This window comes from Bacteroidota bacterium (assembly GCA_016718825.1).
Taxonomy (GTDB): Bacteria; Bacteroidota; Bacteroidia; order J057; family JADKCL01; genus JADKCL01.
On the sequence record JADKCL010000069.1, the window covers coordinates 1 to 13,788 of the forward strand.

Here is a 13,788-nt window from a genome sequence, read left to right on the forward strand (position 1 = left end):
ATCTTTCACGACAAGAGTAAATAGCTCATACTTTCTGTTCGTTGTTTGTTTTTGGTGTTTTGTTTTCCATTGTCTCCCCCGGCCCCCTCAAAAGGTCGGGGGTTGACTTTTATAGCCTTTTGTCCGTATCTTGCGCCAAAGATTAGAGACAAGAGATGAAAGAGATTGAATTCGCACCCCCATTGGGAAGTGTCTATGTAGAAATAGACGAGCAACCAGAAGTCAAGACAGGCTCGGGACTTCACCTGCAATCAAACAAAGACCCGCGCAGAAATCAGACGGCAACAGTCGTTGAGATAGCCGAGGACATCGAGGATGTTTCCGTGGGAGATACCATCATTTTCAACATGTCAAGGGCCGTGAAGGTCGGCGGGAAAGTATTCTCCGTAAAGATTGACTACATCGAGGGAGTTGTGGAATGTACAGCATAAGATCGTTGGTGATATGGGTAGGGGACCGGCGCCACCAATTCGAGGTTGGTGACGACAAGGGACCGAACATTGATGGCTACCGTGGCCGTATCGAGGAAATCTCCAGGCGTGACCATGACTCAGGCGCGGAATTCACCATCATGGTTTCGAACAACAGCATCCTGCGTCCATGGGCCATCCTATCAAGCAATCACTACGAATTGAAAAACGACATCAAGGCAGAGCTATGAGAATGATCAACAAGACGATGATGTATGTCCATCCAGAGTCAAGGCCACAGGAGCGCCAACTGGCTTCAGGGTTGTGGGTTCCCGAGGCCGGCGTAGGAATTGCCAAAGGCTTGGACGTTGAACGCAGGGAAGGAGAGTGGTGGCCTACCAACGCTACGGTGGTGGAATGCGCGGCCGGGGGAATTGAAGACGGCACCGAACTCACGGGCGAGGATGTCATCAACTATCAAACCCTGCAAACGATTCACTTGGAGAAGCCCCGCAAGCGGCCATCGTGGAGAACGCCCAAGCGCGGGGATGTATGCCACTTCAGCGCCAAATCTTTGAACCCGAATACGTTTGACAAGGACGGAAACACCTTTGTCTCAATCACCACTGCCTACTGCGCTACGTCTCCGGATGGGGAAAGGTGGGCTATCGGTCCATGGGCTATCGTTGAGCAGCTACCCGAGATGCCTGAATCAAACGGCTTGATTACAACGGTGAAGACAAAGAGCGTGCTGGGCAGGGCGATTGTCAGAATGGTTGGTGACGGGTTTGCCGAGGATCAGCCAAGGATTACCCCCGGCATGGTTGTTTCCTTCATGGTCAGCGGGAGTAACAACCCTGTATTCCCCAATCCCGACGGCGGGGATCCACTTACAGCTATCAAGGCTCACATGGTTATCGGGGTGAGCAGGGAAGTTCTTCCGGAAGATGAATTCCAGAAAATGAAGCAAGCGGTGCGTGACCATGAGGCGGAAGTCTCAAAAATGATCGCAAGCGCGGGAATCAATGAAGCAATGAAAGTCCCTACTGAAAAGCAGCTTGCCGACAGCAGGTTCGATGAGCAGGAGCAGGAACACTTCGCCGCTGCCAGGAAAGAGCGTGACAAGTCATGGGTAAGAACCAACCAACGAATCAAGCACTGATATGGCACTTACCTTCCCGATAGACACTGTTGATATTTACGAGATCAAGGAGCTGGCTCACATTTTGGATGAGTTCCCCGGCGATGACGATATTTTGAGATACGTCTGCTACCGCTTCGATCCGAAATGCACACAGGTCAGGGACCGTAAGACCGTAGCTGAAAAAGATGCTGTGGCTGCGACATTGGCTGGTTACTCCCCCGCGCGGGAAAAGAAAACGATTGTCACCCAAATGTCCACCCATGTTTTGCGGCAGCTTAACTCACTTGATTGGGAAGTGATGTGCTCATTGGAGATAGCCTTCGATGAAGCCATGCAGATTATCAGGGAGGAAATTGTTTCCGGGGACAGGGATGAAATGCTGAAAGCCGTTGACTTGAAGCAAAAGGTAATCAGCGGAATGGGAAAGACCGAAGACTTGCTCCTTACAAGGCAACAGAAGATCGCTGCGGCAGACGAGCTTGCCATGAAGGTCATCACCGAGACAACGGGGGATAGAAAGAAGCGCAGGAACACGTTGACTGGACAAATGGAAGAGGTATCGGATGATTAGCCATATCACGGACCGGGACAACTACTGCAAGGTCGTATCGTGGTACGAAATGACTTACGGCAGGGTGCCTCGGAAATTCCTGCTTGGTCAAGCCAAGGACGAGCGGGACAAGATTCCGTATGAAGTCCCCGCGCCTCCGATAGATGTGTCGAAGATTGCCAACTTTGACCTCCCGAAATCCGAGCAATACTTCCGTGTAGGCAAGCCGCCAAAGTGCTGGGACTATGACGAGTTGGTGAAGATCGCCAAGCGTGAATATTCATCCGGCGTTACCGATATACAGAGGAACAGCCCGAAGTACACCAACTTTCACTGGTACAGGGTCTATGATAACCTTACCCCTGAAATGCGGGAATACTTCGATCAGGAATGGGACCGCAGGAATCACGGCTACTGGTTCTTCAACAACGGGGTAGCCACCTACCTTACTGGCCAGCACTACACGTTCCTTACCCACTGGTGGCTGGAGGATAATATCCTGCCAGCGTACAAGGACAGGAACTTGATGGACTTCTACGCATGGAAGGCTGCCGAGCAGGATCCGATGTGTTACGGATTGATTGTCCCCAAGCACAGGCGTAGTAACCACACCACCATTGCATCATTTTTGTTGTGGGAGTTTGCTTCCCGCGTCAAGGGTGCAAAATGCCCTATACAATCGAACGGTGAACCACAAGCTGAGAAGGCGTTCTTGGACAAGATTGTCCCAGGATGGAAAAAGTTGGTCCCATTCTTTCAGCCAATATCCACTACCGGAACCAATCCTGTTGGGCACATTGTCATGGACACCCCGAGCCAATCGGGTAATTCACGGACGATCAGGCATGAAGGGGTGGAGGGGCTTGGTTCCCGTATCTGGTATTCGGCCAATGGTTCTTCCAAGAAAGACCCGTTGGACGGTGATAAGATCAACCGGTATTTGAGGGATGAGGCGGGAAAAGAGGAAGCCCTGAGCATCACAAGCCAATGGGGTATTATCAAGAAGTGTTTGATTACCCCGCTCGGTCGTGGTAAGGCGTGGTTCCCTTCAACGCGGGAGAATGTAAAAGACCCGTACACGTATGAGTGGAATACGATGTACCGCAATTCATCGAGGGCGGCAGCGGCCAACAACGGATCGCGGGAAACCGTCTCGGGTCTTTGGTCCCTGTTCATTCCCTGCTACGTTGGGCACAGTGAGATGAAGTTCATCGGCAAGTACGGGGAGAGCATCATCCATAAGCCTGATCGGGAAACAAAGGAATGGCTGCTTGCCAACAGGTGCGTTGACGATGCAGAGCGTGCCGGTTGGTCCGAGGAATACGACATGGGTGGCGCCTATGAATACGAGGTACGTCAGGGGGTAAACAACTCATTCGACTTGGAGGAGCGCCGCAAGATGCCGTTCACCATCGAGGATGTGTTTGCGGTTATCAACAAGAGTTCCGACTACAACACGGCGAACTGTAATAGGACAATCAGGGAGCTGGAGCAGATCACGTCAACCGGACAGACGCTATTTGCGGATTTGGTTGAGCGCGGGAATCTCGAATGGATAGATGAATTCAAGGGGAGGGTCAAGTTTGTTCCCCACGCGAATGGCAGGTTCCTTGTTCAGAAGAACTACATGCCTACGGGAAAGTTTGCCCAAGAGCTTCGAATCTTGGATGACGGGATTGTAAGAAATCCCCCGCGGCCGGGGAGAGAACATTTGGAAAAGCACGGCTCATGCAGGGTAAGTAGTGATTCGTGGGTTGTTATTGGAACTGACCCCCAAAAGACGGCGAAGCTGGACATGAAGGTTGGCCGGAGATATTCAAGCGCTGCTGCCCATGGATTCTACAAGTACCGCTACGAAATGGAGAAAGTCGCATGGACGCAGATTGAGGTAGATCCCGACTTTGCGAAGGATTGGAAAACCCATGCCTTTATTTTTGAGTACCACTGCCATCCGGACAATCCAAGGCAGCACCAAGACGATATGCTGAAGGCTTGCTTCTACTGGAATGCAAAGATTCTGTACGAGCGGCAAGTGAATGAGATCGGGGCTTACTTCACCGAGCACGGCTGCCGGTCGTTCCTGATTACCGACAAGGACTGGATCAAGAACAAGGACAATGCGGTGCCGGGCCTTCCGTCGAGCTTGGATGTGATTGAATTATACAAGTCACGGACGAAAGTTTACATCGACTATTTTGCGTGGGCAAACAAGTGTCCGTTCCCTTCTACGCTGCGTCAATGGATAGAATTCAGGGTGGAAGACATTGAGCGATTGGACTTACAGGTATCTAGTGGATATTCTCTTTTGGCCGCCCAGCCGGGACCTATTCGTAAAGAGGAGAAAAAAACCGATATTGCACCCGCTTCGAGCAAGGTAGCGCGGGGTATTGAGCAATTCATACAGCTTCACAGGTAATGGGAGTAGAAACAAGTAGTAGCCCGAACATCGCAGGGTATCCCTCTCAGGAGCGGCCTAACAAAGAAAAGGATGCCAAATACGTCCTTGCATGGATTCGCGCTATCGAGGCGAAGAATACCTACATGACCACCCTTTTCGCAGCTACCAAGTACGATGACATGAATACGGGGGATGTTGCCCCGATCTGGGGAATGTACCCTAAAGCGTACAGGACCAGGAAGGAAACCCGTGGTGTAGCCGATGTTTTGATTCACAAGAAGGTATGGTCGCTTGTTTCCCCCGGAACCAATGAAATTTTGACAGGCCGGGATATGAAGTGGGATATGCCCCGCGATCACGTCCAACACTTTGACCGCCTACGCAACTACTTCACCCACTTGGACACAAGCATTGTTGTCAGGGTGATGAACAAGGCGGCGATTGATGCCCACTTGGACAAGCAGATGCTTGAGCTTGCAGGAGCTACCATGGCTGTGGACCCTATGCTGAAAGAGGCCAATGCCATGATGGGGATTGACATCACCCCTCCCCCCAACCAACCACAAACGCCGGGGGAATGGGAGATTTTCAACAAGGTCGGGGGAAAGACAACGGGAGCAATCGTAGTCCGGAAAGCAGTGGAGGCAGTCAAAGCCCTGAATAGGTACGATACCGAGATTAGACCGCGGATTGCCGATGCGATCATTGACGATGGTATCTTCGTGCTCACTTCCAGAAGGAGCAACCTGGGGATTCCGATCATTGACGTGATTCCGTTCGAGAACTGCGCGATCCCAAGGACCAACAACAACTTCCACGACCTGCCTACATTCGGCTACTGGCTTTGGATGACCCCCTCACAGATCATGGCAGAAATGGGGGAAGAATGTACCCCTGAAGTCAGGAAAAGATTACAGACCCTTGGAGCGGTGAATGCCCAGCAGCGGATGACCTATCCTGTGGGTATGCCATTGGAGGCCAATGCAACCGAATTGGGTATCAAGGTATTCCGTGGAATGTTCAAGGACTACCACATCATTGAGACTGCCGAGCGGAAATCAGATGGTATCCGCAAGCGCCGGGAAGACATGTCCGATGAGGAATGGAACTCAATGGACCCGGCCAAGTACGAAATGCAGCGCCAGACCTACGAGGTGGTTTACGAGGGATCATTTATCCCAGGCACCGTGGATGGCCCCGAGCGCATGATGGGTAAAACCAAGGAGGGTGACGGGTGCATTAGCTGGGGATGCAAGTTGTCTTACAGCCAAGCCCGTATGCGCGGATCATTGAGAGGCAGCAGGCTTCCAGTTGTTGTGTCGGCTTACAACATGACCGACATGACCTTGGAATCCTTGGGTGCAAGGATGATGGCAGCCTACTACAACGTGATTCGGGCAAGCCTCGAATTGAGGGCGCTGTTGATCAAGATCCAGCCGCCGGGATTAATCATCGAAGAATCCTTCTTGGACAGGGTTACTTCCCATGACGGCACGGGACAGGCAAAGCGAACGGACCTTATCCGAGCTTACCGGCAGTCAGGGACCTTGGTTGTGAATACCGTTGATCCTGAAAATCCGGATCAGGGAATGCGCGGATTCGAGATCGGCATCAAAGTGGACCCAGGGTTCATTCCCGACTTCGAGCGTATCAGCAACTTGATCGCCTCGGAAATGGCAAGATTCGAGAAGGTCGGGGGATTCAACGCAGCCAACAACGGCGAGACTGTTGACGACCGCATGGCTGTAAGGAACATGAACATGATGGCAGAGTCCCAAGCCAAGGCGCTCAAGCCGATGACCGATGCCATGAGTGACGGAGAAGGGCGATTGGCTGAGATCATCTATGCACAGTTGCAGGCTACCTTGGCCGCTGGGGAAGAAATCGAATGGCTGGCACCGTTCTTTGGTGACGCTACTGCAAACATGGTGAAGCTGACTTCCGAGACGGACCCCATGACTGTGGGTATCGAGATGAAGCAAATGGCTACGGTACAGGAGCGGATGCTGTTCGAGCAATTCCTTTCCGGCGCTGTCAAAAACGCAGAGATTACCGCCGACGAAGCATTCACGGTAAGCAATATCGAAGACAAGCAGGAGGCCGCTGCCATGCTACGGGTATTATCCGAGCGCCGGGCAAAGATGCGTCAAGAGGAAAAGATGCAGGCAATCGAGGCACAGAACCAAGGCAACCTGCAAGCGGGTCAGGCTGGGAATGAAGCAATGATGGCTAAGGTCCAGATGGAGCAGCAGTCAATGATGATGCAACTGGAAGCCAAGCACAAGATGGAATTGGAGCGTATGCAGATTCAGGCCCAATTGGACATGGAGAAAATAGCCATGCAGATTGAGGGCACCTTGTCTGCCAAGATGCAGGAAATCCAGGCACAGCTTGAAATGCTGAATCAGTCCATGGACAGCAAGGAGTTCATCGCCGAGGAATCCGACAAGACCAAGCTGGAGATTGCCAACAAGGGAATCGAGAAGGCGAAGATGGATAACGAGGCCATGATTGAAGTTTCGAAGAACAGGGTTCCACCGGCCAGGGATAGTTCAAAGAAGGGATGATTTGTTTTTGATAAAAAAATCCCATATTTGTAGGCAAAAGAATAGAGAATAGAGATCAGCATGGAAGAGAATCAAATTATCGCAGCTCCAGAGGTTCCCGTAGTGGCACCGGTGGAGGTGAATACAGGAGGCGAAAACCTCTCGTTCATTGACAATTTTAAATCACGGTTTGGCGTAGATGTGCCTGACGAGGTAGCGGCCTTCGAAATGGTCAACCAATGGAAGTCACAGACTGACGTTGCTGCCGAGATGAAGGCCCAGCTTGAGGAGTTGCAAAACAACAGGGTTGAGTACCAATCCGAGGCAACAAGGCAACTGGACGAATACATCAAGAAGATCAAGGCAGAGGGTGTAAGCCCCGAGCAGATCCAGGATAAAGTCGCCCAGTTCTGGCAGCAGGCAAATGTCAACTACATCGCGATGGCTGAGAAGGATCCGATGAAAGTCATCGAGCACCACGTCCGAGGCAAGTATGCCGAAGAAGGTTTTGATGACGCCACCATTTCAGCGCTTGTGGATAGCGAGTTCAATATCCCGGAGGCACCTGACGTTGACGATTACAACGGAGATGATGACCCATTGTATGTAAAGGCAAAAGCTGCATACGACAAGGCGAATCTCTTGTTCAATGTGAAAGTCAAGTCGATTGCCAAAGAACTTGAAGCCAAGAAGCCGAAGTTGGATTTCCAGCCGGTCGGGGTAAAAACTCCCGAGCAACTGAAAGCCGAGGCCGAAGCCAACAATCAGGCATACGCTGAAAGTTTTGGAAAGTTTCGTGACGGGTTCAAAGGCGTGAAAGTCGGACAGGAAGTTCTCCCTTTCGAATTGTTCGGTGCAGACGGGAATGTTACTCCCGAGTTCCAGCCGGTATTCGAGAAGTTGACCAAGCCATTCGACTTCATCGACTCACTGTACTTGAAGGACAAGTCGGGGAATTTGACCGATACGCCAAACGCGGGGAGAATCACCGAACTCATGTTGCTTGAGCACGCACTGCCCAAGTTGTTTGAGAAGGCGAAATCGGATGCACTCAAGGAGTTCCAGAAGCAATTGCCTGGCTACACACCGGAGCGCGGGAAAGGTGACGGAGCCAACGGAAATGACATTGACATCAGCAGCGGGGAGCACTTCAGGCGAACCGTTCTGAACAGGACATAAAACAGTATTTAGGTTATCATTAAATCATAAAACAGTATGGCAGTTCAACAGCCCACATTCGGGTCAACCTTGGGGGGTTATGTTTCCTCCACGGAATTGCAGTCGGCATATCTCCGAAACCAACCTTGGTTGAATGAGGTGTTGTTGGCTAAGGCAAAACCAGCGTCCATCAACGAGATGCTGATTGTTCAAGGACACATGCGGTCCGGTGGCACGACCAATCTCCCTGTGAGGTATCACATCGAGAAGGACCGTTACACCAACTTCATCATCGTGGACGCTGCGGCAGCACCGGCAATCGGTGCCAACCAGACCCTCACGGTGGCGCTGGGAACGTACAACCAAAACGGGGAAAGCAAAGCCTACGTTGGCGCTATCGTCCGTTACCCTGACGGCTCTACCGGCAGGATCACATCGCAGACCGCTGCTGCGAACAACAACGTGATGACGATTCAGCCTGTTTCGTGGCCGCAGCTTCCAGCCGTTGCCCAGAACACGCAACTCATCCTGTTGGCACCGGCAGTTGGCGAAAACTACACGCCGATCACCGACTACCTCCACACTGATGTATGGGCCTACCGCCACGGTATGCAGCACATCAACTGGAGCACCATCCTCACCGACTTCAAAGCAGCCTTCGACCAGAATGGCAAGTTCACCGCGCAGGTCAAGTCTTTGCCAAGCCCCTTCACCGGCGGCATGGTTGACACTTGGTACTCCTACGAGTTGGACCAGTGGTATCAGTCCAAGATGGAACAGTGGAACTCCACCATCGTTCTTGGTCAGCAGACCGGCACCACCGGCCCATTGACATTGGACGAAGCCGAGACGATCAACGGTATCTTCCCATTCTTGCAAAGCGGCGCGAACCAATTTGTGACACCTGCGGGTAACTACACGGTGGCTGACTTGGAAGTGATTGCCCAAGGCTTCATTCAGGCTGGCTACGGCTCTGTGAAGCACAACCTGTGGTGCGGTCGCCAGATCGAGATCAAGCTGAACAACTTGATGCTCTCGCTGGGTCAGCAGAACAACCGCCAAGGCGAAACCTACAAAGACTACTACGACATGGCCTACACGGGCTTGAAGGGTCTTGGTGGTCACGACTTCAGCTACACCCGCGTTGATGCGTTCAGTGATCCACAGACCGGCTTGCCAGGTGCAGGCTTCGAGTATATCGCCTGCATCATCCCAGAAGCAACGGTGGCTGATACGATCACCGGCGCTCAGGTGCCTTTGTTGTCGATCTACACGCAGGATGCTTACAAGAACATGGAAGGTGCCGTTGGTTCCGGTATGTTCAAGTGGACTTCCCGCAAAGGTCCGGACTTCGTTGGTCCGAACGAAACGGTGACATCGCAGAACGGTGCAAACCACCTGCAACTGATCATCACCGGTGCCTATCAGACGGTATTCTGCCAGCCAGACCAGTTTGGCTTGATTCAGTAATCGTCTGAGTCCAGATGAAATATAAAGGGGGAGGCACATCGTCATCCCCCTTTTTTTAAACCATAGAGAAAAAAGAGTAGAGATGAGTACAAAAGAGGCTGTGAAGCCAATCAAAGACATGACCATCGCCGAGCAGGTTGCCTACTTGGATGAGGTCAAGCGAATGGGTAACGCTGAAAAAATCCTTGCAGTCGGAAGATACTTTCTGGCAAAAATGGGATTACCCGAACCATCCGAACCACAAACATTCACGTATTCCCCGCGGTACGATGCCAACGGGAATGACGCAACTCCAAAGCGGCCACACGTCCCATACCAGCCGGACGGGATTCTCCAGAAGGTGAACACAAAGCCTGCTGATTCCCAGTTCTCAAGGCAGATGGATACCGCCAATCACATTGAAGGCGAGTACCTGTTGACTATCCACGGTGTGTCTTTGAACATGGCGCGGGGAACTGAAACGATTGTTTCCTACGATCAGGCTACCAACAAGCAGGTAGTCAACGTGATTCCTGAAACACAGAACTTCAAGGGCCGTATCCGCACTATCAATCCACGGCAGGACATGGAGCAGTACATGTTCTTCTGGATGCACCCACGGAACTTTGATTCCCCCGCGCGCTTGAGTCCTGACAAGCAGGAAGCCTACGGCTTGAAGGTGGCGATGATCTCGAAATACTACATGCCAACCCAGCCTGCAAGGATCCGCAGCAATGTCACCTACAAGGCCGAGCACAAGCAGACCATGGACAATGCCGACAACTTGCGTATCAGCGCTGAGTTGGCACGCAAAACCGAGCGCGACTTGCGTACACTGGCAAAGCTCACGAATATCCCGGCCACCAAGATGGCAGCAGGCGACCCCAGCAACATGAGGGCTGTCTACGAGGGCTACCTGTACGAAGTGATCAACGGCAAGCACGGACATGAGTTCCGTACCCGCTTGATGACGGCCATGCACCGCGGGGATGACGAAACGCTGAAGACGGTCAAGGAGGCATTCAAGAAAGGTGTCTTGGTTGTCGAGGATGGGGAGTTCTTTATCTCTGACGGCGGGAATCTTTCCCAGCCTCTCACTTTGATCAAGTACATCTTGGACCCTGCTGCTGCCGGTCAGGAAGCTGAGTGGCTGGCAATGGAGATTGAGTACCGCAAGGATTCCCCGCTCACCCATTTCCTGGATGACAAGATGGTGGAGGTGGACAAGGCATCTGTTACCAGTGGCCGCGATGTTACCAAGGATGCGATTGAAGCCGTTGACAGGGCGATTGCCACAGGTACTGTTATCGCTACCAAAAAGCCGAATAACTGGATTTTGGCGAAGACGGGGGAAACGATCTGCTCATGGTCGGGAACGCCGGGTCATCCAAGCCAGCAGCGAAAATCCCTCTTGGAGTTTGCATCCTCAATGACCTTGCCAACCCTGCTGCTGAACCTGGGATTGGTCGAAGAAGAAGTAGAATAGTTTTGGCGATTTTTCCGGACAATTTGAGAGGGGGCTTCGGTCCCCTTTCTGTTTCTATGGGGTTGTGAAATATTTCCAATGGAAATTACTATCTTCGTGCCATGCCGACTCCAGTATTGACATATACACTTGGCTTCACGCTGAACCAAGACCAGACAGTTGGAAGCATGACGCTTACCGACACGACTGATTGGGCCTCCTATGGCCTGAATCCAGCGGATATTGAAATCTCTTGGGGGTACAACGGGCCGGATGGGAATCCGTACTTTGTAGCAGCCGTGGGATCCACTTGGAGCATATTCCCCGCGATCTCCACTTCTGCGTCACTTCCCCTGCCTTTGTCCATGGGCGTGATCCAGACTGGGGATTATACGATCTCCACCAACATCTATTCCGCTATCGGACCTGTTGACGTGGATGGTGGACCTGATACACACAATCTGTGTACGGACTTCCCGACACTTTGTTTGGAAACTCCCGTTGATTGTAACCGCCTGATTGTAGCCGCTACGGATGCTACGGGATGGGCTGCGGGTGGATGGACGGTGAACAGCAGGTCCATGCGCTTGGAATATCCCAGCGTACAGTACCATGCAGACATCACCGGCGCGGGACCGACAATCTCTACCAATGGGGATCCAATCTGGAACGGAACATGGACGGCATCGGCAACTGTCAACGTCACCAAGGGGAACTACACCGTTACCCTGACTACGACCAAGCAATTTCAAGTTACCTGCAATCTTGACGGATGCAGGATTCAGTGCATGTTCAAGACGGTGTATGCCAATCTTCAACGCGCATTCTATCCTGACAACCCGAGCTTGAGGGCTACGATCCTGAATCAGTTGTCGCGGATGACTACCCTTGCTGTGATGATCGAGAATTCGATTGCCTGCGGGGATGATACATTTGTCAGCAACTTGATGACAGAGTTCAAGATTCTTGCTACCGGTAAGCCGGACGGCGGGGATTGCTCATGCTGTGACGACTGCTCGGAACCACAGCCATTGACACCCATCGGTGGTGGAGGTGGTGCTGTATCTGTTGTTGCCGGACTTCCGTACATCAGCGTCACCAATGTCGGAACGGTCTACACGGTAGGAACCACTCAGGCATTGCAAGATCAACTTGATTGGATTCAGCAATACGCATTCACAAGCACGGATGGTACTGTTGACATTACCGCTAGTCTTCCTGCCGGTTCCCCGCCGACTGTCACGGTTGACCTGTCGGTGAACAACCCTGCTACGGACTCCATGGAATTCGTATGGACAATTACCCCTGGTGTCGGAGAGTCGCTTTCTACCCCGATCATTGTAGGGGATTTATTTTCTGCGGCAGGACTTACTATCACGGCGACTGGCGGCGGATTTTATGCTGTACCCGGATTTTATGCTGTAACCGGATTCTTTACTGGTGCACCATTCCCTATCGAGGCACGTGTTTAATGTGGTCAGGAAAGGACCTTACGATGCTACGGAAAGGCACGGAATCCTTGTGAGTCCAGACAAATATACAAGCGGCGGAATTTTACCATTGGATTGAAGGCGGCGGAAATTTGTTCCTTACAACAATCGGGGCAAGCAAAAGACATTTCTTTTCTTTGCCAGGTATATTACTTCAATGGAAATCTTTGTAACAATTGTTAAAAAGCAATGAGTAGCGCAACGGCTTATACGAATCTTTACAATGGGTCGGGCATGGTTTACGTGACTGGCCCGAGTGGTGTATTTCCCGCGCCTGACGGGGAAAGGAACTTCTACTCCTACCCCGATTTGGCGTTTATGAACGTGCCTGAGAATGCTACCGGCATCAAGGCATGGTCAATCCTGAATACACCTGAGAATGGTAGTGGCTATCCGATGTTCATTATCACGATTACCAACGCTGCTGCCGACAACTGCACAAGCGTCTTGGTGAACGGTGTTGGACAGACGGCGGGTGCTGTTGCCATGACCGTGGGAAATGCTACGGCAAGTGCGGCTTCCATTGCTGCTGCGATTACTTCTTTTGTCCCCGGCGCTGGCCCGAATTACAGGGCTGTGAACATCGGGGCAACTATCATCGGAATGTCCGACACTATCGGGACCGGCTCGAATGGTGACGTTGTGCTTCCCGCGTTTTCGGGGGCATCCACGGCTACCTACTCGGATGTTGGTGGAGGTCGGGATTCAGGGTCCAGCTTGGTGCGATTCTTCATTGACGCATCGGCGGGGGCATCTGAAACGGTTATGAGCGGTGCTGCATTGAGATCACCGAATGGTTGAGCTATCGTGGCTTGCAGTCGGGACGTTTGATGGTAGCGGCTTCTGTTGTGGCCTCTGCTGTATCTTTCGAAAGGTCTGCCAATGACATGACAGTAGTTTTGTCCAACAACGCTACGCTTACCAACGTGGTATCCATCGGGGCTATCAACGGGGATAGGATCACCCTGCAAGGCAACGGAGCCGATACGCAGGTGGTTACGGCTAGTGCCACCATTGGGTTGGCCTCAAGCGCCTCCTATTCACTTACGGGACCATCTACGAAACTTGTCTTGGAATGGGACACTACGGGAAGTAAGTGGAATGAAGTTTCCCGCGCCTCGGTTGCTGACGCTACGCAGATCAGGGCATCGGGTCTTCCCGTTCCTTTACAGCCGGGC

General features: G+C 52.1%; 12 protein-coding genes. All 12 read left to right on the forward strand.

Annotated elements, in window-relative coordinates; genetic code table 11:
* Window positions 1-155: 155 nt before the first annotated feature.
* Window positions 156-431: a hypothetical protein gene (locus IPN95_31510; GenBank protein MBK9453845.1), complete on the forward strand. Its 276-nt coding sequence runs from the start codon at window positions 156-158 to the stop codon at window positions 429-431.
* Entirely contained in the window at window positions 419-661 is a 243-nt protein-coding gene (locus tag IPN95_31515) for a hypothetical protein (protein MBK9453846.1), read from the forward strand. Before IPN95_31510 ends, IPN95_31515 begins: the two co-directional genes overlap by 13 nt.
* On the forward strand, window positions 658-1,572 hold the full coding sequence (locus IPN95_31520) for a hypothetical protein (protein MBK9453847.1): 915 nt from the start codon (window positions 658-660) through the stop codon (window positions 1,570-1,572). Before IPN95_31515 ends, IPN95_31520 begins: the two co-directional genes overlap by 4 nt.
* Before the next feature lies 1 nt (window position 1,573).
* Window positions 1,574-2,125 (forward strand): hypothetical protein, encoded by a 552-nt coding sequence (locus tag IPN95_31525; GenBank protein ID MBK9453848.1) that lies wholly within the window; start codon window positions 1,574-1,576, stop codon window positions 2,123-2,125.
* Complete coding sequence (locus tag IPN95_31530; protein ID MBK9453849.1) at window positions 2,118-4,520, forward strand: hypothetical protein; 2,403 nt, start codon at window positions 2,118-2,120, stop codon at window positions 4,518-4,520. Before IPN95_31525 ends, IPN95_31530 begins: the two co-directional genes overlap by 8 nt.
* Window positions 4,520-7,069 carry a hypothetical protein gene (locus IPN95_31535; GenBank protein ID MBK9453850.1) on the forward strand — a complete coding sequence of 850 codons (2,550 nt, stop codon included), beginning with the start codon at window positions 4,520-4,522 and terminating at the stop codon, window positions 7,067-7,069. The genes IPN95_31530 and IPN95_31535 overlap by 1 nt, the downstream gene beginning before the upstream one ends.
* A 60-nt stretch (window positions 7,070-7,129) precedes the next feature.
* Window positions 7,130-8,227 (forward strand): hypothetical protein, encoded by a 1,098-nt coding sequence (locus tag IPN95_31540; protein MBK9453851.1) that lies wholly within the window; start codon window positions 7,130-7,132, stop codon window positions 8,225-8,227.
* A 36-nt stretch (window positions 8,228-8,263) separates the two neighbouring features.
* Entirely contained in the window at window positions 8,264-9,676 is a 1,413-nt protein-coding gene (locus IPN95_31545; protein ID MBK9453852.1) for a hypothetical protein, read from the forward strand.
* A gap of 82 nt (window positions 9,677-9,758) precedes the next feature.
* Window positions 9,759-11,141: a hypothetical protein gene (locus IPN95_31550; GenBank protein MBK9453853.1), complete on the forward strand. Its 1,383-nt coding sequence runs from the start codon at window positions 9,759-9,761 to the stop codon at window positions 11,139-11,141.
* 101 nt (window positions 11,142-11,242) lie between these two features.
* Complete coding sequence (locus IPN95_31555) at window positions 11,243-12,592, forward strand: hypothetical protein (GenBank protein ID MBK9453854.1); 1,350 nt, start codon at window positions 11,243-11,245, stop codon at window positions 12,590-12,592.
* A gap of 207 nt (window positions 12,593-12,799) precedes the next feature.
* The gene (locus IPN95_31560; protein MBK9453855.1) at window positions 12,800-13,411 is read left to right on the forward strand and encodes a hypothetical protein; all 612 of its coding nucleotides are present in this window, start codon (window positions 12,800-12,802) and stop codon (window positions 13,409-13,411) included.
* A gap of 86 nt (window positions 13,412-13,497) precedes the next feature.
* The coding region (locus IPN95_31565; protein MBK9453856.1) for a hypothetical protein at window positions 13,498-13,788 on the forward strand (291 nt) is incomplete at its 3' end.

Coding starts and splice junctions, on each gene's coding strand:
- IPN95_31510 (MBK9453845.1), top strand. CDS start 156: ATGAAAGAGATTGAATTCGCACCCCCATTGGGAAGTGTCTATGTAGAA.
- IPN95_31515 (MBK9453846.1), top strand. CDS start 419: ATGTACAGCATAAGATCGTTGGTGATATGGGTAGGGGACCGGCGCCAC.
- IPN95_31520 (MBK9453847.1), top strand. CDS start 658: ATGAGAATGATCAACAAGACGATGATGTATGTCCATCCAGAGTCAAGG.
- IPN95_31525 (MBK9453848.1), top strand. CDS start 1,574: ATGGCACTTACCTTCCCGATAGACACTGTTGATATTTACGAGATCAAG.
- IPN95_31530 (MBK9453849.1), top strand. CDS start 2,118: ATGATTAGCCATATCACGGACCGGGACAACTACTGCAAGGTCGTATCG.
- IPN95_31535 (MBK9453850.1), top strand. CDS start 4,520: ATGGGAGTAGAAACAAGTAGTAGCCCGAACATCGCAGGGTATCCCTCT.
- IPN95_31540 (MBK9453851.1), top strand. CDS start 7,130: ATGGAAGAGAATCAAATTATCGCAGCTCCAGAGGTTCCCGTAGTGGCA.
- IPN95_31545 (MBK9453852.1), top strand. CDS start 8,264: ATGGCAGTTCAACAGCCCACATTCGGGTCAACCTTGGGGGGTTATGTT.
- IPN95_31550 (MBK9453853.1), top strand. CDS start 9,759: ATGAGTACAAAAGAGGCTGTGAAGCCAATCAAAGACATGACCATCGCC.
- IPN95_31555 (MBK9453854.1), top strand. CDS start 11,243: ATGCCGACTCCAGTATTGACATATACACTTGGCTTCACGCTGAACCAA.
- IPN95_31560 (MBK9453855.1), top strand. CDS start 12,800: ATGAGTAGCGCAACGGCTTATACGAATCTTTACAATGGGTCGGGCATG.